The 24,505-nt window shown below is 36.8% G+C and carries 14 protein-coding genes; 10 read left to right on the forward strand and 4 right to left on the reverse strand.

The genetic code is table 11. The features are described from left to right. Positions 1-163 precede the first annotated feature (163 nt). From PZB74_RS10590 to PZB74_RS10600, 3 genes are all read left to right on the forward strand, one after another. Positions 164-3,256: a PVC-type heme-binding CxxCH protein gene (locus PZB74_RS10590; RefSeq protein WP_302242580.1), complete on the forward strand. Its 3,093-nt coding sequence runs from the start codon at positions 164-166 to the stop codon at positions 3,254-3,256. Between the two features lie 8 nt (positions 3,257-3,264). After that, positions 3,265-4,461, forward strand: a complete 1,197-nt coding sequence (locus PZB74_RS10595) for an FG-GAP repeat domain-containing protein (RefSeq protein ID WP_302242581.1) — start codon at positions 3,265-3,267, stop codon at positions 4,459-4,461. A gap of 283 nt (positions 4,462-4,744) precedes the next feature. Further along, entirely contained in the window at positions 4,745-5,851 is a 1,107-nt protein-coding gene (locus PZB74_RS10600) for a sensor histidine kinase (protein ID WP_302242582.1), read from the forward strand. Positions 5,852-6,748: 897 nt separating this feature from the next. Here the strand turns inward: PZB74_RS10600 and PZB74_RS10605 are convergent. Further along, complete coding sequence (locus PZB74_RS10605; RefSeq protein WP_302242583.1) at positions 6,749-6,961, reverse strand: antitoxin Xre/MbcA/ParS toxin-binding domain-containing protein; 213 nt, start codon at positions 6,959-6,961, stop codon at positions 6,749-6,751. Positions 6,962-7,597: 636 nt separating this feature from the next. Between PZB74_RS10605 and PZB74_RS10610 the strand changes: the two genes are divergently transcribed. Then, on the forward strand, positions 7,598-8,812 hold the full coding sequence (locus PZB74_RS10610) for a site-specific integrase (protein WP_302242584.1): 1,215 nt from the start codon (positions 7,598-7,600) through the stop codon (positions 8,810-8,812). Between the two features lie 33 nt (positions 8,813-8,845). Here PZB74_RS10610 and PZB74_RS10615 read toward each other — a convergent pair whose 3' ends face one another. The 3 genes from PZB74_RS10615 to PZB74_RS10625 all read right to left on the reverse strand — a co-directional run bounded on the left by PZB74_RS10615 (position 8,846) and on the right by PZB74_RS10625 (position 10,571). Continuing rightward, positions 8,846-9,409: a hypothetical protein gene (locus PZB74_RS10615; protein ID WP_302242586.1), complete on the reverse strand. Its 564-nt coding sequence runs from the start codon at positions 9,407-9,409 to the stop codon at positions 8,846-8,848. 13 nt (positions 9,410-9,422) lie between these two features. After that, on the reverse strand, positions 9,423-9,779 hold the full coding sequence (locus tag PZB74_RS10620; RefSeq protein ID WP_277476508.1) for a helix-turn-helix domain-containing protein: 357 nt from the start codon (positions 9,777-9,779) through the stop codon (positions 9,423-9,425). An 81-nt stretch (positions 9,780-9,860) separates the two neighbouring features. Next, a complete protein-coding gene (locus tag PZB74_RS10625) occupies positions 9,861-10,571 on the reverse strand; it encodes a hypothetical protein (RefSeq protein WP_302242587.1) in 711 nt (236 codons plus the stop codon). 258 nt (positions 10,572-10,829) lie between these two features. Here PZB74_RS10625 and PZB74_RS10630 point away from each other — a divergent pair, with 258 nt between their 5' ends. The 6 genes from PZB74_RS10630 to PZB74_RS10655 all read left to right on the forward strand — a co-directional run bounded on the left by PZB74_RS10630 (position 10,830) and on the right by PZB74_RS10655 (position 24,501). Continuing rightward, on the forward strand, positions 10,830-11,867 hold the full coding sequence (locus PZB74_RS10630; RefSeq protein WP_302242589.1) for a M35 family metalloendopeptidase: 1,038 nt from the start codon (positions 10,830-10,832) through the stop codon (positions 11,865-11,867). A 24-nt stretch (positions 11,868-11,891) separates the two neighbouring features. Then, positions 11,892-12,968, forward strand: coding sequence for a YEATS-associated helix-containing protein (locus tag PZB74_RS10635; RefSeq protein ID WP_302242590.1), 1,077 nt, complete (start codon positions 11,892-11,894; stop codon positions 12,966-12,968). A gap of 70 nt (positions 12,969-13,038) precedes the next feature. Further along, positions 13,039-13,248, forward strand: coding sequence for a hypothetical protein (locus tag PZB74_RS10640; protein ID WP_302242591.1), 210 nt, complete (start codon positions 13,039-13,041; stop codon positions 13,246-13,248). Between the two features lie 101 nt (positions 13,249-13,349). Further along, entirely contained in the window at positions 13,350-13,562 is a 213-nt protein-coding gene (locus PZB74_RS10645) for a hypothetical protein (RefSeq protein WP_302242592.1), read from the forward strand. A gap of 70 nt (positions 13,563-13,632) precedes the next feature. Beyond that, positions 13,633-15,210 carry a hypothetical protein gene (locus PZB74_RS10650; protein ID WP_302242593.1) on the forward strand — a complete coding sequence of 526 codons (1,578 nt, stop codon included), beginning with the start codon at positions 13,633-13,635 and terminating at the stop codon, positions 15,208-15,210. 3 nt (positions 15,211-15,213) lie between these two features. After that, positions 15,214-24,501, forward strand: coding sequence for a hypothetical protein (locus PZB74_RS10655; RefSeq protein ID WP_302242594.1), 9,288 nt, complete (start codon positions 15,214-15,216; stop codon positions 24,499-24,501). The last annotated feature ends 4 nt before the right edge of the window (positions 24,502-24,505 follow it).

The raw sequence follows: 24,505 nt of genomic DNA on the forward strand, positions 1-24,505 counted from the left end.
GCAATATGTACCCTTATTGCGTAAGCTAATATTTATCTTGCGCACTTTTCTTAAAAGCCTAAAAAATGCTAACATTAATATCCTCTCTTACCATTACTTTAGGTAAGTAGGAGGAAGACAAAGACCTGAATATACACTACAACAACCAAAACGCATCAAGACTATGGCATTCAACCAATGGTCTGTTTGTGTCGCATGGCTTCTTCTTATTGGCTCCTGCCAACCTGCACCTCAGGAAACAGAGGGAGGGGAGTCAAGATTCAGTGGCAGCCAGTTTAGCGAGCATATCAGAACTACTCAGGCTCGCACCCCCGAAGAGGAGCGTCTGGGTTTTAAATTACCCGAAGGATTTGAAATTCAGCTTTATGCTTCAGAGCCTGATATTGGTAAACCACTCAATATCGCTTTTGATGAAAAGGGGCGGTTATGGGTTACCCAGTCGCATGAATATCCCTTTCCTGCTGAGCCTGGCAAAGGAGCCGATCGTTTATCTATTTTGGAAGATACAGATGGCGACGGGCAGGCAGATACTTTTACTCATTACAAAGATACGCTCAATATACCTATCGGGCTTCTACCCGTAAATGGTGGAGCCATAGCCTATAGTATTCCTAACATGTATCGTTTTGCAGATATTAATGGGGATGATACAGCAGATAAGAGTAAAGTGCTTTTGGGGCAGTTTGGCTTTAAAGATACACATGGTATGGTTAACAATCTGACACGCGGCTACGATGGCTGGGTGTACACCTGCCACGGGTTTACCAATACTTCTACCATAGCGGGTAGTAATGGTGATAGCATCAGTATGACCTCAGGAAATACCTTCCGTTTTTTGCCAGACGGTAGCCGGGTAGAACAAACCACCTTTGGTCAGGTTAACCCCTTCGGCCTGGCCTTTGATGCCTGGGGGTATATGTACTCTACAGACTGCCATACCTCGCCTATCTATCAACTGATACGAGGAGCTGATTATCCTCACTTTGGCAAAAAGGAGGTAGGTATAGGCTTTGCTCCTGACACCAAACCTCATGGTGAAGAGTCTACGGCACTTTCTGGCCTGGCCCTGTACGACGCGGATCAGTTTCCGGAAGATTATCGTAATGACTTTTATATTGGTGATGTTGTAAGCTGTAGAGTACACCGAAACTCTTTCCGCTTTGAAGGATCTACACCCATTGCCACTGCTGAAGAGGACTTTGTAAAAAGCGAAGACCCCTGGTTTCGTCCAGTAGACATTAAGCTGGGGCCTGATGGCGCATTATATATCGCAGATTTTTATAACTCTATTATCGGACATTACGAAGTACCTCTGGACCACCCTAAACGTGATAAGGTAAGGGGTAGAATCTGGCGAATCAGCTATACCGGAACTAAAGAAAAAGCACAAAATATCAATCTGTCCGAGCTAGAGACGGATGCGCTAATTACCACTCTCTCTCATCAGAACATTAGCGTGAGAATGAGTGCGGCGGATCAGTTGGTGGAGCGTGTTGGAGAGCCTGCCATACCCACCCTACAAAAGCTACTAGAAGAAGAAGGCACAGAAGCAAATGCATACGCTCTCGCGCTATGGATTCTACATCGTATTGGGTCATTGAGTGAGGTCAATATCAAAGCTGCAATTTTGCATGAAAATACACTAGTACGTACCCATACCTTGCGTATCCTCAGAGAAATAGAAGATAAGGCGTTTACTTACTACCCTGTGGTAAAAGACGCTTTGCTGGATGATGATTTGCATGTGCAAAGAGCAGCGGTAGAAACGCTTACTAACTACCCTACCCTAGAAACGGTAGAGTTGCTACTTGCTCAGCGGAGTAAAATTCCTGACTTTGATACTCACTATTTATATACCCTCCGCTTAAGTCTGCGAAACCTTTTACGTGAAGAGGCCATCTTACAAAAAGTAGTAAGCAGCAAGTGGAACCGCCCTCATCAAGAAACACTGGCTGATGTAATGATAGGAGTTGAACGTACAGACGCAGGGCGTTTTATGCAGCAGTACCTAACTTCAACTGCCCACACTGTACGTCTTGTGCGTAACTTTCAGCATGCCGTACGCTTTGCGCCCACAGCGCAGCTTTCATCACTATTTAGCCTTGCTAAAGAAAAAGCAAATAACCAGCTAAATATGGCGCTTCAGCTTTTTGGGGCTATACAGGATGGCTTAGTGCAGAGAGGAACTCCTGAGCATCCAGAAATGAAAAGCTGGGGTGAAGCCTTAGCTAAGCAGGTGTTTGCTACTTATCTTAAAGATCAGCCTGAAAACGTAGCGACGACAGCCTCAGAAATAACAACAGGCAAACGTGAGGTATTACAATCTGCCTTGCAGATAGCGGAGCAGTATCATTTAAAAACACTTACTCCAGAAGTCAAAAAACTGTTAGAAGGCGTAGGAACAGATGATAATCTGAAAGCAGTAGCAGCACAAACATTACTTAATGTAGCACCTGAGTCAGGAGTGCAGACGGTGCAAATACTACTCACAGGAGAAGAGCAGCCTATTGCTTTCAAACAGAAGTTACTTAATATGCTGAACGAAGTTCCAGCTCAAACAAGCATCAGTGTGCTAAGAGATGTGAAGAATTGGTCTCCGGTTTTACAAAAAGATGTGGCGATGCTGCTTGCTGCTACTCCCCAGGGAAAAAAGCTGCTTTTAGACAAAGTACAGGAGGGGGAAATATTTGCTCGTGCTTTGCTTGATCCCAAGATTAAAGAAAGAATACTGTCAGATATATCTGCTGCTGGACTTAACAGGTATGAACAATTGAGTGCTAATGTACCTCCGGTAAATGAAGAGAGAAACGCACTAATAGCCGATCGCCTTACTAATTTTGAACAGTCAGACTCCCTTATCCAAAGTGGCGTAATGGTATTTAACAGAAATTGTAAGAGCTGTCACAGAGTTTCTGAAGAAGGAGGCATGATTGGCCCACAGCTTACCGGTATTGGAAACTGGGGAGCAGAAGCACTGGCTACTAAAATTCTGGATCCCAATCGCAATATTTCTGAGGCTTTCCGCACGTATACTATCAAAACTAAAGATGGAGAAGTAAAAACCGGACTCTTCCGGCGAGAGGAAGGAGCAGTTTTAGTGTTTGCAAACATGAGTGGAGAAGAGTTTTCTGTTGCTAAAGACAACATCAATACTCAAGAGGCTTCAGCCTACACGCTTATGCCGGATCACTTTGGAGAAGCCCTTAATCAGAATGATTTTAATGCCTTATTATCATACCTACTCAATTTGCAATAAACCGTACTATGCAACATTTACATATTCTTTTGTGCCGTATATTTAGTTTAATACTGCTTGTTAATATCAGTCTTTGCAAAGAGGGGAGAGCCCAGAGCGGAGAAGGTATAAGCAAACCTGTTCAGTTTAGAAAACAAATGATCGCCTCTGAAAGCTACGAAGCTGTTGGTGTCTTTGATATTAATGGTGATGATACGCTGGATATTGTTTCCGGAGCTTTCTGGTATGAGGGACCAGAATATTTGACACGCCACTTTATAAAAGAAATTGGTAGTTTTTACAATGGAGAGTATTATGATGATTTTTCTAATATTCCAATGGATGTAGACGGCGATGGCGACCTGGATTATATTACAGGAAGTTGGGGAAGCCAGAACATACGTTGGGTAGAAAACCCCGGTAATAACAACCCCTGGACAGATAAAGTAATAGATGTTACCGGCCCGGTGGAATGTACTCGTGCCTGGGACATTAATGGAGATGGGCATGTAGAGATAGTGCCTAACAACCCTGGCCTCCCTTTGAAGTTTTATCGACTGGATAGAGATAAAGACGGGAAGCCATTGGCTACTTTTACTAAGACTCAAATTGCTGACACGCAGGGGCATGGCCTGGGGTTTGGAGATATTAATGGCGATGGTAGAGGAGACTTAATCATCAATAATGCCTGGCTGGAAGCACCTGAAAATCCTTTTGAGGGAGAGTGGAAGCTCCATGCGGAGTTTGATCTGGGCACTGCCAGTGTGCCTGTGTTGGTGGTAGATGTCAATGGTGATGGCAAAAATGATATTATTGCCGGACAGGGGCATGGCTACGGACTATCGTGGTACGAGCAAAGCACCGACGATAGTGGTAAGAGAACATGGTTAGTACACCCTATAGACCCTTATAACTCACAATATCATACGATGGAGTGGGTAGATATTACCGGAGATGGCCAGGCAGAGCTGATCACAGGTAAAAGGTTTCGTGCGCATAATGGTCGTGACCCGGGCAGCACTGACCCTCTGGGGCTATATTATTTTCAGTGGAATGGAGAGTCTTTTACCCGTCAAACAATTAGTTATGGCCCTCTTGGCGAAGGTAAAGGAGCCGGACTTTACTTTGCGGTAGTGGACCTGAACGGTACCGGTCGCAAAGATATAGTAGTGGCTGGCAAAGATGGCCTTTGTATTTTCTTCAACGAAGGATATAGAGATAAATAGCAGAAAACTGTATGACAATACAAAGTTATAGTGTAATAATCAGAACAAAATAAGTAAAACAATAAGCTGAAAATGATATGCTAAGGCACACACTCCTGGCTTGTGCCATAGAAATGCTCTATAAAAAGTGATAAATATGCTTTAATTTAAAGATAAGCTACTTTATGTATAAATTAGTGTGACACCTCACATTAAATATGATATTTACCTGATTAAGCAAAAATGATAGTGACTTAGCACTAATATTGGTTCACTTTACTCTTAGAAAAGTGATAAAATTAACATGAAGAAAGTGAGCCGGAATAGTAGTTTAATTGTTTATCGTAAGCTGAGTTTTTTAAAAAAATACAGCTATAAATTTCTGTTTGTATCCTTTGTCGGTATACATATTCCGCTTTTGGGTATCATAGCTTTTCTTTTAAACGTCGGCGACACTTCCATATCTTCGTGGCATATTGCCTCGCTTACGCTTGCCTTAACTTTAGTAGCCACAGGGGCTACTCTCTGGCTACAAAATGAGCTACTAAAACCCCTTACTTTAGTAAAGTCAGCACTCGACGACTATACTGAGAAACATAAATTACCACAACTGCCTAACTATTATGAAGATGAAGCTGGGCTGATTATGTCTAAGCTGCAAAATACATTAGAGCAGCTTCAGCAGCTACTCGATGAAAAACAAGATTTAATTTCTTTACTTTCTCATGATTTAAAAAGTCCTATTAACCAGATCAAAGGCTTGGTCAGTATTTTACAGCAAAACCCAGACAAAGAAGAAAGCGAGGAGTATCTTCAGTTAGTTAGTAGTTTATGCGATCAGCATGCTAGCTTGTTAAGCGAGGTAGTATTTATTTTAAAACACAAAGAAAAGGGAAAAGCACAGCAAATATTTGAGTATGTCAACCTGCAAACTTTGTTAGAAGAATGTATACAGGATCAGCAATATAACCATGAGAAAAAAGAGTTAACATTTCATATAAATTCGGAGGTAAATGATGTGTACGTGCTGGTAGAGAAGATATTTTTTCGCCAGGCTATCCGGAACCTGATAGAAAACGCCATCAAGTTCTCTTACCAAAAGGGTAGGGTGCATATTGTAAGTACATTATCCGGTAGTTTGCTTCATATAAACATTAAAGACGAAGGTTTAGGATTTGCACCCGAACTTGCTCCTCAACTTTTTGATAAATTTACTTCTCAGGGCAGAAAAGGAACTTTTAATGAGCCTTCTACTGGCTTGGGCTTACATCTTACCAAGAAAATAATAGAGCAGCACGAAGGAGAAATTGAGGCCAGTAGCGAAGGAGATGGCAAAGGTGCCACGTTCACAATAAAGTTGCGCAAGTGGAAAAACCTTATGGTAGAAGCAAATCATCTATCACTCAACTAAACGTACTAAATATATTATTTTGCTTCTGATTTTTCAGGATTACGCTGCTTATTCAAGTACTACTGTTTACCGTGAACAGTACTTTTTCACTTCCTGCAGAGATAATCTCAAAAAAAAGTATGCAAAAAGGCTCTTTTTAAGATAAGTCTTATACAGTAAGCCAAAGTTATACTAGCTTATATACTCAGCTTCATACAGGAGTAACTGTGGTGTTGTTCAAAGCCTGTACTCTATTATAACTCTTACAAAATCTCTAAATGTATATTTACATTTAACTATAAGCGTAAGCAATATATAAGAGACTATAGAGTTTCAAGTTTAGAATGTCTGGGTCACTTATTGTTAAATAGTGCTAATGAATACAATTGAAGTGATGTTTACTACTCAATTACAATGTAAATCAATAGTTAATACGATGCTACAGGTGGCAGCAGCCAGTTTTCCAAAGGTATGCACTAAAGCACCAGCTTCAGATCTTACCTTTGTTGCATCCTGAAGGTTGACCTTATCCTGTAATTAAGCGAATAAAGCTTCTATTGGTTGACGCTCAATACTCACTGCTGTTGAAAAGTACCGATCAATAACAGTGAGCTGCTTCTGTCCTTTTTTTCTCCTTACTGGTGTATGTAGATTTAGTTTTTGTTTTTCTGCCAGTGCTTCCTTAAGTGGTATATCTGAATAAATTTTATCAGCATATAGACTACAGTTATGTATTTGAGACATTATTCTTTTTGCTACTTGCAAATCATGCGCGCCAGCATTGCTGGCAGCTACATATTGCGGTACAGGTAAAGCTTTGATACTATTATTAGCTAATAATATGAACCTTTAATCCGTGATAGTAAAAAGACCTGCACTAGGAAAAATCGCCGTATTCTATGCGAGGGAGTTCTCTACTTACTGGCTCAATGCCTGAAATGTAGTTGAGTGTTTTTCTGGTACACAGCCTTCCAAACCATAAGAAGGTTTGCTGAGCCAGCGGGCAAATTCTTCACTACTTCCGAACACTTCTTTACCTGGCTCAAACAGTTTCTGAAGTTTCAGCAGATGTTCAGCATCGTTTTTTCTGAAATCTTTGTTCTTATTCTTATAATTAGTGATAGTCCTCACAACTAGCCTAATAAAATCGGCGAGTGCAGCTTTAGAATAGCCCCTATGGTTTACAGGCTTATTAAATATTTTGATGGAGATGCCTTTCTCTGCTGTATTTATAACCTTATAGGGTTCATATCTAATATTTCTTTTTCTCTAGTATCTGAAAATGTTCCTAAACAGGCTGGAAAAATTGTGAAGGGAGTTAAACTATTAACGTCATACCAAAATAATAGAATTATGGGGAGATTTAAGAAGTGTTTGGAGCTAAATGCTTAAGTTTATTGAATAGGAAATTGTAATGCTTGGCTACCCTAGGTTTGGGGATGGTGCCGAAAATTTTGAGTTTAGGCACGTATATCGACACCTTTAAAAAAAACAAAATCCTTGTAAACACGTGATTTACAAGGATTTATGGCCTGTTTGTAAGTGATCCCGCCAGGACTCGAACCTGGAACCTACTGCTTAGAAGGCAGTTTTTATTAATTTTACTATTCTAATACATATTTTCTTATATTATGTAATTAACTGATAATCAAATAATTAAATTTGTATAATTCAAATACTATTTTCCCATGTTTTCCTGTATTAAGCTAAAATGTTGGTGAAAATGTTGGTGAAATTTTTATTACCTTTGGTTTAAAGAATAATAATATGGCGAAGGTAAAAGAAGTCACCGTAAAAATAGTAGCTCCAAAGTACCGGAAGAAGAGCGATGGAAAACTGCCCATCTATCTTAGGGTTGTTTATGACCGGGATAAAAAAGAATATTCCATCAAGTTGTCAACCACCGAGACTAATTTTAATAATGCTATCGGACGTTACAAAAAAGATAAAGAAGGTAACATTAAACTAAATGCTATCCAGACTAAGGCAGAGACTATCATCAGTGAATTACAGAGTGAAGGTAAATTCTCTTTCTACCAATTTGAAGAAAAGCTATTTGGCAGAGAAACTAAGCACACCGTATATACCTATTTGCAAAGTATTGCTGATGCTTTTGAAGAAGAAGGAAGATTAGGTACTGCCAGACCCTATAAAAACGTATTATCTGAACTTAAGAAATACACCAGAAACAGGAGTCTTAAATTTGAAGATATAAGAGTAGCTTTTCTGCAAAAATTTGAAAGATCATTAAAACTCAAAGGGGTAAAGCAGACTAGCATTAGTATCTACTTAAGATCGCTAAGAGCAGCTTACAATAGAGCCATCAAAGAAAAAATAGTAAAGCAGGATTTTTACCCTTTTAAAGAATTTAAGATCAGGAATGGCTCTTCACAAAAAATTGCGCTTTCAAAAAATGATATGTTACGAATCATTAACTATCCTGCTGAGCCAAATTCTGAACAGAAAGATTGTATTAATTTTTTCGCTCTTTCTTATTATCTCAGAGGTATGAACTTCACAGATATGTGTAAGCTTAGGTGGGATACAAATTTTTTTGATGGAAGGTTAGTTTATGAACGACAGAAAACAGAAAGAAGCAACCAAAATCCTTCCAAGATTAGTATTGAAGTAAAAGATCATATTGCTAAAATTATTCAGGAGTATGCTGATAATGACCCTTACATTTTGCCTGTCTTAGAGCCTGGAATAACGCACAAAACAGAAAGGTATCGTATTCATGGATGGTTAAAGAAAATTAATTGTCATATTCGTACTATCGCTGAGGAACTGCAAATCCCTGAGCATGAAAAGTTAACCTTCTATACCGCAAGACATACCTATGCTACCGTACTAAAATTTAATGGAGTCTCAGTTGAGCAAATTTCTGAAAGTCTTGGACATTCAAGTATTAATACCACTAAGAATTATCTACGCTCATTCGGAGACGAGGTATTAGATAAAAACGATGATTATTTGACCTAGATACCGACAATAATATTTGCTATGATAAGCCAATTACATGAACTCCCATTTCTCAGGCTGTTTGCTCACTTGTTTCATCCAACGGTTATTTGAATCACAGGCAAGCAAGCGACCGTTTTTTGGATTTTCAAACAGGGCAACTATGGCTGCTCCAGTATCGGTAAGACCTAGAAAATTTAAAGGAGAGGTAAAGATGGGAGTGTTAGCGATGATTTTTCCATCAATTGCGGTAATGATTTTATCCAGCTTATTCATGAGGGGAAGGTCATGGGCTAGATATTTTAAACCACTAACTGCTGCACTTCCTAAAGCAGATTCACCTACAGCCTTCAGATCAATAGTTTGCTGAGTAGGGCTTGCTAGAGAAGGAGTACTTTTGGGTAAAGCCTTCGACTTTTTCTTGGCATTGCATTTCTGGACTTTGCAGGAGGCACTGCAATACATATGGTTTTTACGCCTGGGCCAAAACTCTCCACCGCAGTATTTGCAATTTCTGGTAAATACGATTCTGCTACCATTGGTCTTATAGTGACGGTTGTCTTCCCCTTCCTGGATTTTTCTCAAGATTCCAGGAGTGATTTTTTCGCTGTAGTACATAAGTTTGAGCTTATTATTTTCTTCTCTTATTTCTTGAAAGAAGTTCTTCAGCTTCCTCTTCCAATTCAGTTTTTGACTTTTTTCTTCCTCTGAGAATAAATGCTTCTAAATCTGATTTTTTACACAGTATCCTTTTAGGGGTGCCATACCGAGGAATCTCCTTATTAAAAATCCTCTTATAAAAAGTACTCATGGTATCACCTATAAAAGCAGCGGATTCGCTTGCGTTTAGATATTCCTTATCATCATCTTTCTTTTTAAGTGCGTGATTGGGCAAGGATTCTCTTATCGCCTTTTTGACAGATTGTTCAATGATAGGTGCAACTGCTTGTTGTAAATACCTTTGGATTAACATTTCAAAATCATTCATAATGATTATTATTTTTCCCAAAGGTGCAGCCGGGAGGTCGAGGAACAAGGGAGTTGAGGACCCCAATTCATGTGTAGTGACCTATTTTACACTCTTAATTAGATCGTCACCGATTTTCTTTAGCTTGTTTCCTACAATTAATTTATCAGTATCTTCAATATTATTCATATTATACCCTTCTTTGACCAAATCTTTACCATAGCCGGTAGTGACCTTGGTGATTCTGTAAATATCTTCTTTATCTAGATATCCATCTCCTAAAAAAATGCGGTTCTCCTGCAATTTCCGCTTTAGTAATCCTGATTGTTTAGCCGTTAAATCAGTAAGTCTATCATTATTTCTTCTTTGGATGGTCCTGAAGTTATATTGAGTTTTTTTAACAGTTGATTTAGGAGGTTTCTTATTACTTATGTCAAACTTCAACTTGTTAAAAAATTCATGCATTTCAGCAAAATGAAATATGTGAGCTAAGCGGTTGATTAGTTCTTTCTTTAATGCTTGGTTATGATATTTATTGAGAAGGCCTTCCTCTGAGTAGTACTCCAATTGATATTGGAAATTGGTAGGAGTTAGTTTTATAACAGTAGGAGGGAATTGTGAGGATTTGAGATAAGGTGAAAAGTACTCATCTTTCATCTCCTTCACGAGGCTTCTTTGTTCATCTTCATTCAAATACTTAGACCTTGGCTTGAATTCCTCCTTGATTTTTTTCCTGGCTTTGCTCACTCTTTTTTTTAGTTCAGAGCGTACTTCATTATACAGTGTTTGTTCTATTTTTTCTATCTCAGACATACCTTAAAGCATTAATATTAATTCATACTAATGCTTTAAGGTTGCTGAAAGCAATTTGTTTTTAAAAAAAAATAAAATTTAGCTCTTAAAATAAAGTCAAATTTCAAATTGCCGCAATTACACTATTAAATAAAAATATATAATTATTCGTGTTGAAAATACCCATAAATGGGTATAGATATGTCACTAGATTTTTCCGTTCTTATTTGCTGGTTTTGAGCATTGTTAATTTTCATCTTTTTTGGTAAATAAAATGGCATGGAAAAACTAAAGGCTAAGATTAGCCTACCCAATAAAAATTATAAGTCTGATCAAGATATTATATTGAACTTTGAGCTATATAATCCGAATGACGAGGGTGTTTATGCGTTAACTTGGTATACGCCTCTCGAGGGGTTGTGGAGTGATTGTTTTAAAGTGACAAGAAATGGTGAATCAGTCCCGTATGATGGTCCACTAGCGAAGAGAGGGCAGCCAACAGCAGAGGATTATGTGTTCATCAATGGGGGAGGTAGTGTCAGTAAAGAGGTCAGTATTGGGCAAGCCTATCAGGTAAGTGAGGAAGGAGAGTACGAAGCTAAATTAGTTACGAATATAGTTGACTACGTTCAGATCGAGACAAAAGAGCTTAATAGTAAAACTTTAGAAAATAGCAGTGCTAGAGAAAATATTCAAAGCATTGAAAGCAACGCACTACATTTTACTGTAGAGGCTGGTGAAAATAGAAAAGCCACTTCTGGTGAGAGTGTGCGTAGTTTATCGAAGGTATCAACATCAACTGCAGGTGCCAAAGATCCAATTTTTGATGGCGGAAATAACTCACAACAAGACGAAGTAAAAAAAGCACACTTTGATTCTTTCTTCCTTATAGAAAAGTCTTTAAGTAGTTTGGCAGATGACAGAAAATATAAGGAGTGGTTTGGTTCGTATGATAACGCCAGGTTTAACAAGGTAAAAGACGTCTATAGCAAGATCAAAGACCGAATGGAAGGTACAGCTTTTACCTATGTATTAAGTGGTTCAGGCTGTAAGCGAAATACGTACGCCTACACGTATAAAGGAAGTGACAAAATATGGCTATGCGACCTGTTTTGGAAAGCTGATCCCATTGGTACTGATTCTAAAGCCGGAACGATGGTACATGAACACGCTCATGCTTCAGCAAGTATAGATGATATTGTGTACGGTCAAGCTAAAGCTAGGAAGCTCGCCCAAGATGAACCGGAAAAAGCGATAAAAAACGCCGATAACTACGAATATTATTCCGAACCCTTTTCAGATGATCTTCCAGTCTAATTAATAAAGTAGAGGATGTCAACTATGGAAGATAATAAGATAAGAACGCTATTGATCGTAATAGGATCAATTTTGGTATTAACCTTAGTAACCTATGGTTTATTTGTCAAGGAGCAGGGTTACATATTTTTACTGATAGTAATTGGTGGTATATTAGGTGGCTTGGCAAATTTCTTTCTACACTTTGTCAAAGTCTCAATACCCGATATTCAGGAAAAAAGAATTAGTGCAGAAGAACTCATCGAAAATCCTTGGGTTAATTTGCTGGGATATTTAGCTATCAGTATAGCAGTCTCCTTTTTAGTTCCTGTTTTAAACGCTGTTTTAGGTGAAGGGTTATTAGGTCTAAAATTTTTAGAAGACAAGGGATTAAAGACTACTACTGCTTATCAGGATGGTGTACTTATTGGCTACTGTGTATTCGTAAGTATGCTAGCCAAAAGAGTTCTATTCTCGCTAGCAGAAAGGGTACTACCTCAGAAGGAGCCAAAATCGAAGACATCTGATATAACGACTACATCTAGTAAAGAGGCATCAGAACTGAGTCCATTAAAGTATTTACTAGCTCAGGATGCCCGAACTCAGATAAATGACAATTTACAGGACAACGGTAATAATGAATATAGCAGCAGATTAGAAGTTGGTGGAGTTAACTGTAGTTTAGCTTTTCCAGCCAACTGCTGGGAAAGTGCTAGGGGAGCAGGCCATTCCAATTTTAGAGAGGTCTTAAATAAATGGACTGACCGGAGCTTTAATGTGTTGTCTAGATTTGTAAATGAAGAAAAGATTTCTCATATCACTTTCTCTGGAATTTGGCGGCCTCAAGGAGTACCTCACTCTTCGGGTAGAGGTATTGATATCACTATTATGGAAAGGTCAAATGACCGGGTTGTATTCAATAGAAACCAGGGGGATAACACGCCTGAACCAGACCTTGCAAAAAGCCTAACTAACTGGTGGAAAAATTCAGGAAAGTCAGATATTAACCAATTTCTGGGACCTTGGCAGATTTGTGAAGTGAACCAATGTGTAGCCAATAATGGATCTTTAGGGCAACATCAAAACCACTTAAACCATCTTCACTTAACGGTTAATAGCTAAAAAAATACTTAGCATACGAAAAAAAAATTGATTTAACTCTTTTTTACACAACCAACTAAACCTTTAAGCTATGCCAGACAAAAAGAGAGCAGTATTAACAACAGGCGGTTCCGTATTAAACATCAAAAGAGGGCCAGAAAGACATAAAAGTGAAACTAAGCAATTGCAGAAGGATAAAGAGAAACTAGAACAAGCTTACCCGCCTCATAAAGCTACAATATTAAATGAAGGAGATGGTAATTATGGAGGAGATACAGATGAGATTTTCGATGAAGATTAAATTCTTGACCGAGCTTCATAATGTATCTTAAAATAAGAATTTCTGGCTTTAGGTTGCTATACTAAGCGATTATTAGATTGTTATCTATTACTAAGAGAAATATGGCTCAGACTAGTGGAAATCATTTTGAAAGAAAGAAAATTGATGGTGAAGAGTATTGGTTTTGGGAGGACAAAGTGGGTAGCCAATGCGGCAGAGAGCGAAAATGGAAGTACAAAGTACAAGTAGGAGACAGCTACGTCCAACAGGAAACTTGTCCCCAAGGCTATGTATGGTACGAGATAAACTATTATGGAACACCAGAGAAGATATAGCTACCTGATGCAGTTAAGGCTGAAAGAAACCTTCTAAGCTCATAACAATCATTTACCACCCTAATCTGTAATGAACAAAAGACTACTTCTATTAGTATTAATTTGCCTCCTTTTTGCAAGGTGTAACAGCACTTATAGAATAAAGCAGGTACGTGATGGAAAAGGAGAATTTATCATTCCTCCAAAAAGTGATTTAAGTTACGAAGAAGGCAGCCTTGGAAACGATAGGTACCATTATGTCTACTTGAAGAATCTCAAGTGGAATGCTGAAAGGAGTTATTTTGATGTTATACAAGCTGTTGATGCTGCTACCCACACATCAAAAGCGTTGGGAATGAATGAATACTGTTTTGATGTTGAGTGTTTTGACTGTGATGAAGAAGGAAAAATTAACAAAGAGGTTCCTATTAAAAGAAGAACCCGTAAAATCAAAAAGAAGATTAAGAAAAGAGAAGTGAACTGCCCTGGAGAAATAACTTCTTTTTCGGTGGGAGATTTTGCTATTGGTAAGTATAGTAAGGATGGCAACGAGTTTTTATTGCAGATAGACTATGAGAAAATTTTGGAGGGTACAGAAGATGAAATTGACGGCGATTTTTATACGCTAGCCTTTGAGTTGTTAGCTGAGTTCTCAAGTAGAGAAGACGCTGATCGAGATAATAAAAAATGGCCACCTAGTATTTCTCAAAGCATTGTGGAAAAGATATTTGAACTAATACCTATACCACAATCAGCATCCTTAGCTCGATATGGATGTTGGATAGATGGCGAAAAATCTTTCACCTTAGTTAGCCCAAAGATAAAGTTAAAAGTAGATGCTGTTGGAATGGTTAGAAAGGAACATAATCTGACTAAGATAATTGCAGATAATGCATTAATATTTAGTGATATCGTAAATGAAAAGAGAGAAAGAGAGGAAATCCTAACAAAAACAAAAGCAACAAAAGAAGAAATCGAAAAAGCATTAAAATCAGAAGAATATGCGATGTTAAATAAAGAATTTGATTTGATTCAAAAGCTCGCAAATGAACTTTATTCGGAAAATGAATCAATCAATAATTGGCAGTATAGATTAATTGGAACAAATATTCTTCAAGTTAATAGAGACAAGCATGGGCTATTTATTCAAAATTCATTTCATGATTTAAGTTCAAACACGTTGCCAGATAATACTATTAGCGGAAACTTTGTTCTTCAGGCTTCATCTGAAGATATACAGCTTTCAGAAACGTTAAGAAAGATTCCTTATATATTCCTGTATCAGAGAAGTCTAAAAGGAAATAATCTCAAATCAAATAACTTCGGATGTGACGGTAGTGAAGAAGATATTATTAAGTGTAATGCTCAGTTATGGCATTTTTCTGATTTAGCAGGTGCAATTAAACCAAATAGAGATTTAAATTTTAGAAGCGTAGATTATGTGTCTTCATTTGGATATAGAAATGTAATAGTACCACTTATAAGTGTTTATCTAAATGAAAACTTAATACATATTCCAATGAATACCAATCTTAATCAAATAGTATTAAGTCATTCAATTCCCTCGACTTTTTCAATAACCCGACTTCACCAAGAGAAATACAAAAAAGTAGAAGATGGGAATTTAATTAATCTAATATTACTGCCAGGTGATAAAATCAAATTTTAAAGAATGATACTAAACCAGCACCCAACACATAAAAACTATTACTTATCAAAAGAATCAAAGCTTTTTGTGTATTCTTTAGATACTACTAATTCAGAGTTTGCTTTTAATAAGGCTTTCATTGAGTATAATTTTAATTTTGTTTTAGCTTTTTACCAATCTGCCGAATTTATCATTACTGATAATCTTACAAAAAATCTGGATTCAAAAGTCCAATCAGGAAGAAAAATTATTTGGATAGATAGCCTAGTTGAGACAGACATTAACTCCGTACCAGGAATCGACGTTAATTCAATTAATAAAGCTTCTCAGTATTCTGTTAAATTCGGCAAAAATGATAATGAGAGAATCTATCTTGATAATAGCAATCCAGTAGGTCAACCATATGAAGCAACAATAAAATTTGTAGAAGAAGATTATTCTTTAATATTCGAGGTTGATGATAGAGAAACTCACAGAATAATTGCAAATAATAAGCAGGAGAATGAATATGACAGCTTCCTTATTCCCTTAATTCATCAAAAAAAGTTATTTAATAAAGAATCCAGAGCTAGTAAGAACAACGTTGGGTCGATATGTTTTAAAATTATAAAAAAGGATAAAAACTCAATTCAACCTGACTCTTCGTTTTTAATTCAAGAGGAGAATAATCAATCCCTTATTAGCTATAAGTATTTTGATGATACATCATTCAGTCAAAACTTCACACAGATTGCACTTTTATACCCAGTAATTGATTATGACAATGTAAAAGAAGAGTTTCATTCATACATCGAACTGTTTGCCGATGACGATGTTAAAACAACCTTAATTAATGAAAAAGGACAGAATTTTATTGTTCCGAAGGAAGAAAGTATTGTCAGCAGACTAGCCTATATAAATCCTATTCCCTCGAACAAAATCGCTCGAGCCTTCTCATTTATTCCCAGACCCGAAGAATCTCTTAATCTTAACTTAGAAAATGAAGGAAGCCAATTGCTAATTGGAAACTCTGGCACAGAAAGTATTAAAAAGACTAAGTTAAAATTTATAGAGTACACCAACGTCCGTATCAGCAATGAAGGAACAGAGCAGAAAATAACGATAGATAATGACAACTCTCTAACCTCTGTCCTAAGTATTGCATCAGGTGAGGAGGATGGAGAGAATTATTTCTTAGATTCGGAGAAAAATCCCCTCTTCAAAAATATCCCAAACTCTTCGTATGCTGCTATTTCTCAAGGAACCATCCAACAAGAAGTAGCTATTCCCATTATTCCTACACTATCATTTAAAGACAACCCGGCATTAGTCGAATTAGAAAAAGTATTCTCAAAAATTAGATTAGATAAAGCAGTTGAGAAGCGAAAGTCCGAAGCTTTTTACAAATCATTAGAGGATTTTGACCATATCACCCCTCAGGGGTTTAAAAAAACTGGAAATCGCTACGACTTTATTAATAATAATAACAAAAATAGTTTTCAATTTTCAATTTCTGACTTCGATCCAGATTTTGATCTCTCCCTCACCAAAGAGCAGAGTTTTTTTGTGCTTACCCCTAGCCTTTTTAAGACTTATAAAGATGATGTTCCGCTAGTAAAGCTAGATGTAAAATTTGCAGTAAATAAAACCGAAATATCTTCGGAAAGATTTGTTCTTAGTCTTAATACTTCTTACAACGGAAGCGGGGGTATAAATTTTATTAATGAATCGACAATTATCATCTTCAAGTTTCACAATAAAACAGTTAAAGAGTTGCTGGGTGATACGAAGAGTTGGACCAACTATGGTGAAAAGTTAAGAACCCAGCTAAGTGATGTAAAAGATAATATTAATAATTATCTAAGTAAAGAGAAGATTAAAGACGATTACTTTAATAAAATAATGGATGAAAATTGGAATGGCATCCTTATTCTGGATATTCCAATTAGCGACTCTAAAGATCTACCTGATATAGTTACCGGAATAGCCTCTTCTCAAAAGATAAGTGATGAAGATTCGGGAGATAAGGTTAAAATTGAAACCAAACTCAAATTTCAGTACGTTGCCTTTCCAGCCAACAAAACGGAGATTGTAAATGGTAAAGTTGACATTAGGTCAACTTCGTTTTATGGATTAATAGACTACAACCCTCTTCGAAACACCAACGATTACAAAAAAATATCTAAGCATTTTACTGATAACCCTTCCGAATCAGATCCCTGGCGTTTTATCTTAGCTAAGCTAAAGGTAAAGTTTACTGATTCAAAGATAATGGAAGGAGGGCTTGAAGCTTATGCTTTCTTGCAAATCCCGAAATTATTTGATAATAAAGTTAAATTTAAAGAGCTACCTCTTAGCTTTGGAGATGATTGTGATCATTGTGACGCTACTAAAAAAAATCTAGTGCTTTTAAAGGGTAGCTATCAGAAACCCGATGGCCAGAAAAAATTGACGTTTAGTGCTACCCTTAATAGTCATGTAGAATTTCAAAACAATGTTATAAAAAAAATAATAGTTAGTAAAATTGGATTCACTTATAACGATCCTGAATACCGCTTTGATATTAGTGCTACTGTTGAGGCAGGCGAAGATTTTTGGAAATTTCCGGATCTTTTTTCTTTTAAGAAATTAGACTTTGAGAATATTGGACTGAAATTCAAGATTGGTCCCATCAATATTCCTGATATTGAATTTGACTTATCTAAGCTTGCTTTATTTCCAGATATAAAACCTGATGGAAATGGTTTTTTAAGTAGTTTTCCTATTAAATTTAGCCACTTTAAAGTCTTCGAACTAACTAGAAAAAGCAAAGACGAAGTCAGCATAAACTACGATTATTTTACGCTTCCTGAAGTTGGAGTTCCAGATATTCAATATAATACCAAAGCTAAATTATTTAGCCTAATATTTGACTTTGATCTGGGAACCCTAGGAAACTTAGATGCTTTAAAGGCTTTGAAAGGTCAGCTATTAATTGGCTGGACCCGCAAGGGTGGATTTGCAATAGGTTTTAAATTGGCAGACTCAGGATCAAAAGGTCTGAGCATAAACTTATTTGGGGCACTAAAAATAGATATTGAACAAATAAATATTTGTTCTTTTGAAAACGGTGAAATTGATGATGGTAAGAAGCAAAGAACTTTCTTTTTGAGACTTATAGGGATAAGCCTAGCTGTTCTTGGCAAAACATTTCCCGATCCAGAAGAATATAAGTTTGATGGGATCATTTTTGCTAATGCTAAGAAGGGGAGTAAAATTGCATGGTTTTTAAACGTAACTAAAAAAGATGGTAAACTACCTGATTTCTTGGCATTAGGCATAGGCCAAAGAGTGGGTATTGAAAATAATGATCTGAAAAATGTTGAGGATGCTATTGTAAAAGTTAAAAAAGTTTTCGACGAAGAATTAGACCCTTGTGAGAATGGTCAGGGAAGGCCTGTGGAGAAATTCTACATGCCTGACCGTAATTGGCTAATTGCATCTGAGTCGGTATTTGGAGCATTGGGTAGCAGTTGGGAGGATACTATTGACTTTCAATTTATTTTCAATGACCCTAGCTTGTACGGAATACGGGTAGGTCTAAAGAAAACGGGTCTGGAAATAGATGTACTTTACCAAAAACTATCGGATAACCAAGGGTTATGGTCAACCGAAATAATTCTGCCAGATAATATTCGAACCCGGCCACTTGGTTCAGGATACTACACTTTACCTAACATTGGTTTTAGTCTTTCTACCCAAGGCGATTGGAATCTGAATATTGGTTTTCCAGCTACCTCAAACGATTGGTCCCGTTCTGGTTTTTTACAATTAGATACTATTCCACCTCTAGTAGGTTGGGCGGGCTTTTATCTGGCTAAAATACGCTCGGCAGAAATGTCCTTATTCGGCAAATACGCTAGCCAACTCGGTGATACTAATATTATTCAGGCAGGATTTGCTTTTAGAGTAGGTTTGGGTAAGTATCTACAGATGGGCATTCTATTTGTAGGGGCTTCAATCAGCGTATATGGTACGTTAGAAGGGGCTTTTGCCTTTGATAAAGGCGATCGCGGTGCGGGTAAATTCTTTCCTGATCATTTTGCCCTGCGGGGTAGAGTTGGTGCAATAGCCGAAGTAGTTGGCTACGTAGATTTTAGAATTGTAAAAGCAGCGGTACACATAATCCTTAGAGTAGAGGTTGGAATATTTTTGGCACTGATTGATGGTAATTTAAAGCCGGTTCCTTTATACATTGAAGGAGAGGTGAGGGTTAGAATTAGGGTTACCATTACATGTTTCAAAATCTTCAGAAAGAGGATTTGCATTAGAATTACGTTTAGTTTCCGTACCCAACTTCGCTTCCAATACACCATTGGTGGTAGTGGTAAAGGAAACGAGAAAAGGCTGGAGCAAAACAACTTAGCTAAGCTGGCGTTGCCTTCGTCTATAAAAGTGAACTTTGGTGCTGTTCCTATTATTTTTGCTCCGACTCTAACCAAAAGTAAAGATAGCAACAAACTACTCTTTAATTTCTGTATTAACCTTTTTGGATACGAAGCAAATGACTATAAAGCTACCTTTAGCCAAAACAATATACTTAAGAACAATATTATCCGCCCTCTGTTTGAAGCTTTTATAGAAGCAGATAATAAAACCTATAAAAAATTACGAGAAGATTTTACTGAGGACGAAAATGGAAATGAAGTAGAAATAGATCTATCATCGTTTATTCCAACTTATTTTATTAATTATGATTTAGAGTCAGACAAAGATCACATTCAAGAAGTTTATGGTCTAAGTGGCGAAGAATATGAAGTATTTGCAGGTGTTCATAGAGATGAATTGTGTGACGAAAAACCTGAGAAATGCTCTTTCCGTCCTATACCTATGCCAATGCCATCTAGAATAAAAATAGTTGATAAATACAAGGGTGAATACGTATGGAATGATGGCTTTAAGATAAAATTTTCCGGATCATTGTTTGGGGAGGTTTCAAATACCTTTGAAAAGATTGATTATGGGCAAGATTATATCCAACATTTGGATGATTATTTTGATAAATACAGAACCCAATTTCTAGAGGGTAAATCCTACAAAAATAATTTCAACGAAGAAGACAAAGACTTAATTGATGATTTTATACTTCAGGAATACTTCAAGCTAATTGGTCTGATTACGCTGGAAAAGGGGTACAATGAATATTTTGACAAATACAGGGAGAAATATGCAGACGCTGAAGATGAGTATGATAAAGCAACAAATCCGTTTGTCAGTATAAAAACTATAACTGACAGCGATGGGAAAGAAGTGGATTACAAACTGCTTTATCGCTATCCGGAGACAGGAGAAGCTTTAGTAGAATATGAATTAGATGTAAACGACTTCTTAGACGAGGTTATTGGTCAGGTAAACTATTTCTATAACAATGGCCTCCGCTTACCAAAAGATAATTGGTCAAATGAAACATTAGCTTATTCCGAAATTATCGCGGCTGACAATGACCAAGACTTTATTTTCAACCCTGATGCAACAGATGTAAGTGTAGTCTTTGAAGAATTAAACAATAGAAATGAACCTATAGACGTCACAAAAGAACTGTTTGCAAATTCCAATGACGTTATTGACATAACCGGATTTAAGGAGTTTGCCCATAAAATTACGGACGAAGAATTGTTTTCCAGAATAATTAAAGAATTCTCTCTTGAGGTAAACACACAGATATTTTGTAAACCTTATGAATTAGCTGATCTGACCCTGCCAATCGGTAACAGTAAACTCGTAACTACAGAAGGTACTACCAAGTTCTTTGAAATTCCTTTGAGATTACAAAAACTATTTGAAGACGGTACATTATCATCAAAAGTTAAAAGGGTTAAGCCAAAAGATGATTTAGCAAATATCGATTGTGAGAAGCTAACTCAAGTAGAGAATGTCAAGGTATGTACTAATATTGAAATGCAGGTCCGGCCATATACTGATAAAAAAGCAAGTGGTGAGGAAACTAATGATAAAAACGTCTTAGAAATAAGTGGTGTATATGTAGAAGACCTAAACTTAATGACCCAACTTAAAGAAGCCATAGCAAGTATTGAGGAATTGAGCATTAGTTTATATGTTAAAGACGATAAAGACGAAGGTAAGACAACCTTGATCAATTTGGAAGAAGACTGTACAGAAGATCCAGCTAATTGCGAAAGGGTAACCATAGTAAAAACAAACCTAAGTCCACGAACCTATCCTCCGATAATTATAGATGAATTATTTAAAGCTAAATCAGAGTCTTTAGAGGATGTCTATATTGCGAAGTCTAACGAAACCACTAATTTCATTAGATTGGTATGGGAAGGACTCACCACCAATAATGGTGGGTACTATTTTATTATTCCAGATGGTTCTGTTATACCCTCGAAATCAGCTGAATCAAAAAACAATAGCGCGAATTTCAGTTTGATTCTCTCAGTCGAGATTCCTGAGCAAAGCTATCCTCATTTTTGTAACTGTTTGAAGATAAAAGACAGCAACGATCTTTTCTCGGCATTAGACAATAATGAGCAGGCCTTAATACTTTGCGACCTACAGAAAGACAGTAAATCACTTAAAGAATATCATACAAAAGTTCCTGCCCACTGTATAAGTTTTGAAATTAAACGAGAACTAGAATCACTTAATGGTGCCAGTCAACTCTTTACCCCATTAGAATACCAGATTAAAAAAGATGGCCAAACCACCTTATCCAAAGATCAGGTTTTGCCAATCATGCCTAGTAGTGAGACTGAAAGAGAGGTAGCAGTGAACAAACTTACCTATAAACATGTATCACCACTTGATAAAGATATTTCTAGTGGAAATAGGTACAGTAGTGTTGGTAAAAAGTATACATTTACATTTGGGTTGAGAGATATATACGGTTTCAGAGCTATAGAAAACCTATTTGTAGGTGAATCACCAATAACTTATACCCATAAGTATTTTGATAAAATAATCCCAATCAGTGCATGGCCAATAATAAAATATACTACGGAACTGGTAGAAATTGAAGACAACAAAGCTAAGTGGAAGCTGTATATTAGTATTGATAATGAGGAGTATGAAAAGATTAAAGACCAAGAAGGGGTAAAAGAACAGCTTAGAACAATACGCGCCCAATTGAGCGACGATCACTATCAAATGTCCATTGAACTACCTCCCACTGGTAGTCAAAGTCAAAATAGCAAATTGGTAATTTTTGATGAGGAGGAGATTGATGGCATTAAGGTATTAATAAATAAAATACTAGCTTCTGATATTAGTGGATACGAACCTGTGTCTGTTGATTACGCTATAGAGCTAGAAGATTTTAAAACAGCAATCAATCCCACAATTGTTTGTAGTAGGAAAGTAGATGATGAATATTTTGTTAATCCACAAGATACTGATGGTTTAGTAATTGACGGAATGGCTTTTAAAACAACATCCTCTCCAATATTATTAGAAGGCAAGGTGAAAGTGAAAGAAAGCGGTAAGATAAAGGAGATTAGTCAAATTCAGCATATAGAGGAATATTTACAAGATATTAATTCCAATTTTCAACTAGGTATCGGCTCTGATAGAAAAAGCGGTAAGCTTGTGTATTTGATAAATAACCAAGTTCTAAAGGGCGTATTTCCTGAAACCTCATTTGATAAGAAAACGCACTTCTATGGTATTACACCTTTTAGCAACAAATTGTGGTCGGGCGAGTACACAAGTCAGGACGGTAATACTAAGCGTATCAGCGACTTCGATCTGGACAGCGGATTAAAAGCGATTTTAAACAAAATTGATGATTTGCTTGACGCGAGAAATATCAATGAACTGCTAGAGCTTATAGGAGATGGACAATCTGAATCCAATTACTTGACTAAGCTGATTAGCGCTAAGAAGAGCCTGGCAAAATCTAGAAATGAACTCTCCCAAAAGGTAGAATATATTGGTAGAAAAGAATCCAAGAATATCAAAGAATTTGATGATCTATTGTCTGAGAGATTAATTAATTTCTATAACTACGACGGCATTGTTTCTTTAGAACTTCCTGCTCAATCAAAACTAAAAGAACATCGGTTATTAGTTTCACTCGAGAGTAATAAAGATAACTATAACTTGGTTTCATCTAAGTTGTATTATAAAAATAAAGAGTCAGAACCTATCAAACCAACCTGGACCATATTATTTGATAATAAAGAGAATAATATTGAAGTATTAAAATCTAATTTCCATAACTTCACTTTTCAGCCCAAATTTACACATATAGAATATGATATTGCTGATAGTGACGGCACTGAGATTGTTGAGTCAAGCTGGATTCAACTGTTATCCCCTTTCGTCATTGAAAACAAATATGAAATAAAGGAGTTCCCTTCTATCGTTCGCGAGTATCCACCTCAGCCCGAACTAGTGTTTGATAAGTGTAAAGGCTCTGAATCGAATGAACAGTCTAGTATAGAAAGCAAATGGTCTAGTGAAGTGGGTAAGTGGAATTTCTGTTTTGGAGTGAAAGATAACGGTTACACAGATGGCGACAAGCTTTATGTTAATATTCACACAAAAAGTTCAGGAATTTACAAAGAGGTTACAAGAACTTCATTTGAAGGGTTCATAGCATACTGGGGTAGTAAACTAACAGAAACAAATGAAGGTACAAGTTTTGACAAGAAAGTATTTATTGATGACCTTGAAAGTATTCTTCAAAGAGATAAGTCTGCTAGTTTTAAAGTAGACAAAGAACAAGAGCAGGATCATTGGTTTAAGTTTAGTAAGAATAATAGTGGATGGGAGTTAGAAAAAGCTGATAGCCAAGTATTAACTGTAGTGATGAATGGCGCCAACAACCAGTTTAACATTGAGAACTTAAGATTTGAAGGTGCTAACATCTTTGAAAAATCCAAGAGTATTGTTTCAGTGTTGCCTGAAGTTTATGTCACAAGAAATGAAGAAGGGATAGATAATTCAAACTTTCATTATAGAACAGCATCAGTGCAGCCAGCAGCATGGATGAGACCCTCTATCCGCTTATACACACCACTGTACATCGGCAAAGACGAACTGTTTGATATAGCTGTATTTAAAGAAGTATTATCTAAACCTTCTTTACCATATAAAACAACTGCGAAATACTTAATAGATAATTTAACTGACACTAATAAGAACGAACTGCCAACGATACCAGTCCAACAAATTGAACTGAATGAGGGTATTCCTAATGAGGCAGATAAACTATTTGAAAATTTTGAGAATGGCTATCAAGCCTTTAAAATAACGGTATACGGTACTGAGGACAGTAATGCTGATTTGCCGATTTTCATTGCTGAGACTGTTTATAAAAAGAAGGAATAAAAAA

The sequence above is a fragment of the Porifericola rhodea genome, assembly GCF_030506305.1.
GTDB classification, from domain to species: domain Bacteria; phylum Bacteroidota; class Bacteroidia; order Cytophagales; family Cyclobacteriaceae; genus Catalinimonas; species Catalinimonas rhodea.

Coding starts and splice junctions, on each gene's coding strand:
- PZB74_RS10590 (WP_302242580.1), top strand. CDS start 164: ATGGCATTCAACCAATGGTCTGTTTGTGTCGCATGGCTTCTTCTTATT.
- PZB74_RS10595 (WP_302242581.1), top strand. CDS start 3,265: ATGCAACATTTACATATTCTTTTGTGCCGTATATTTAGTTTAATACTG.
- PZB74_RS10600 (WP_302242582.1), top strand. CDS start 4,745: ATGAAGAAAGTGAGCCGGAATAGTAGTTTAATTGTTTATCGTAAGCTG.
- PZB74_RS10610 (WP_302242584.1), top strand. CDS start 7,598: ATGGCGAAGGTAAAAGAAGTCACCGTAAAAATAGTAGCTCCAAAGTAC.
- PZB74_RS10615 (WP_302242586.1), bottom strand. CDS start 9,409: ATGTACTACAGCGAAAAAATCACTCCTGGAATCTTGAGAAAAATCCAG.
- PZB74_RS10620 (WP_277476508.1), bottom strand. CDS start 9,779: ATGAATGATTTTGAAATGTTAATCCAAAGGTATTTACAACAAGCAGTT.
- PZB74_RS10625 (WP_302242587.1), bottom strand. CDS start 10,571: ATGTCTGAGATAGAAAAAATAGAACAAACACTGTATAATGAAGTACGC.
- PZB74_RS10630 (WP_302242589.1), top strand. CDS start 10,830: ATGGAAAAACTAAAGGCTAAGATTAGCCTACCCAATAAAAATTATAAG.
- PZB74_RS10635 (WP_302242590.1), top strand. CDS start 11,892: ATGGAAGATAATAAGATAAGAACGCTATTGATCGTAATAGGATCAATT.
- PZB74_RS10640 (WP_302242591.1), top strand. CDS start 13,039: ATGCCAGACAAAAAGAGAGCAGTATTAACAACAGGCGGTTCCGTATTA.
- PZB74_RS10645 (WP_302242592.1), top strand. CDS start 13,350: ATGGCTCAGACTAGTGGAAATCATTTTGAAAGAAAGAAAATTGATGGT.
- PZB74_RS10650 (WP_302242593.1), top strand. CDS start 13,633: ATGAACAAAAGACTACTTCTATTAGTATTAATTTGCCTCCTTTTTGCA.
- PZB74_RS10655 (WP_302242594.1), top strand. CDS start 15,214: ATGATACTAAACCAGCACCCAACACATAAAAACTATTACTTATCAAAA.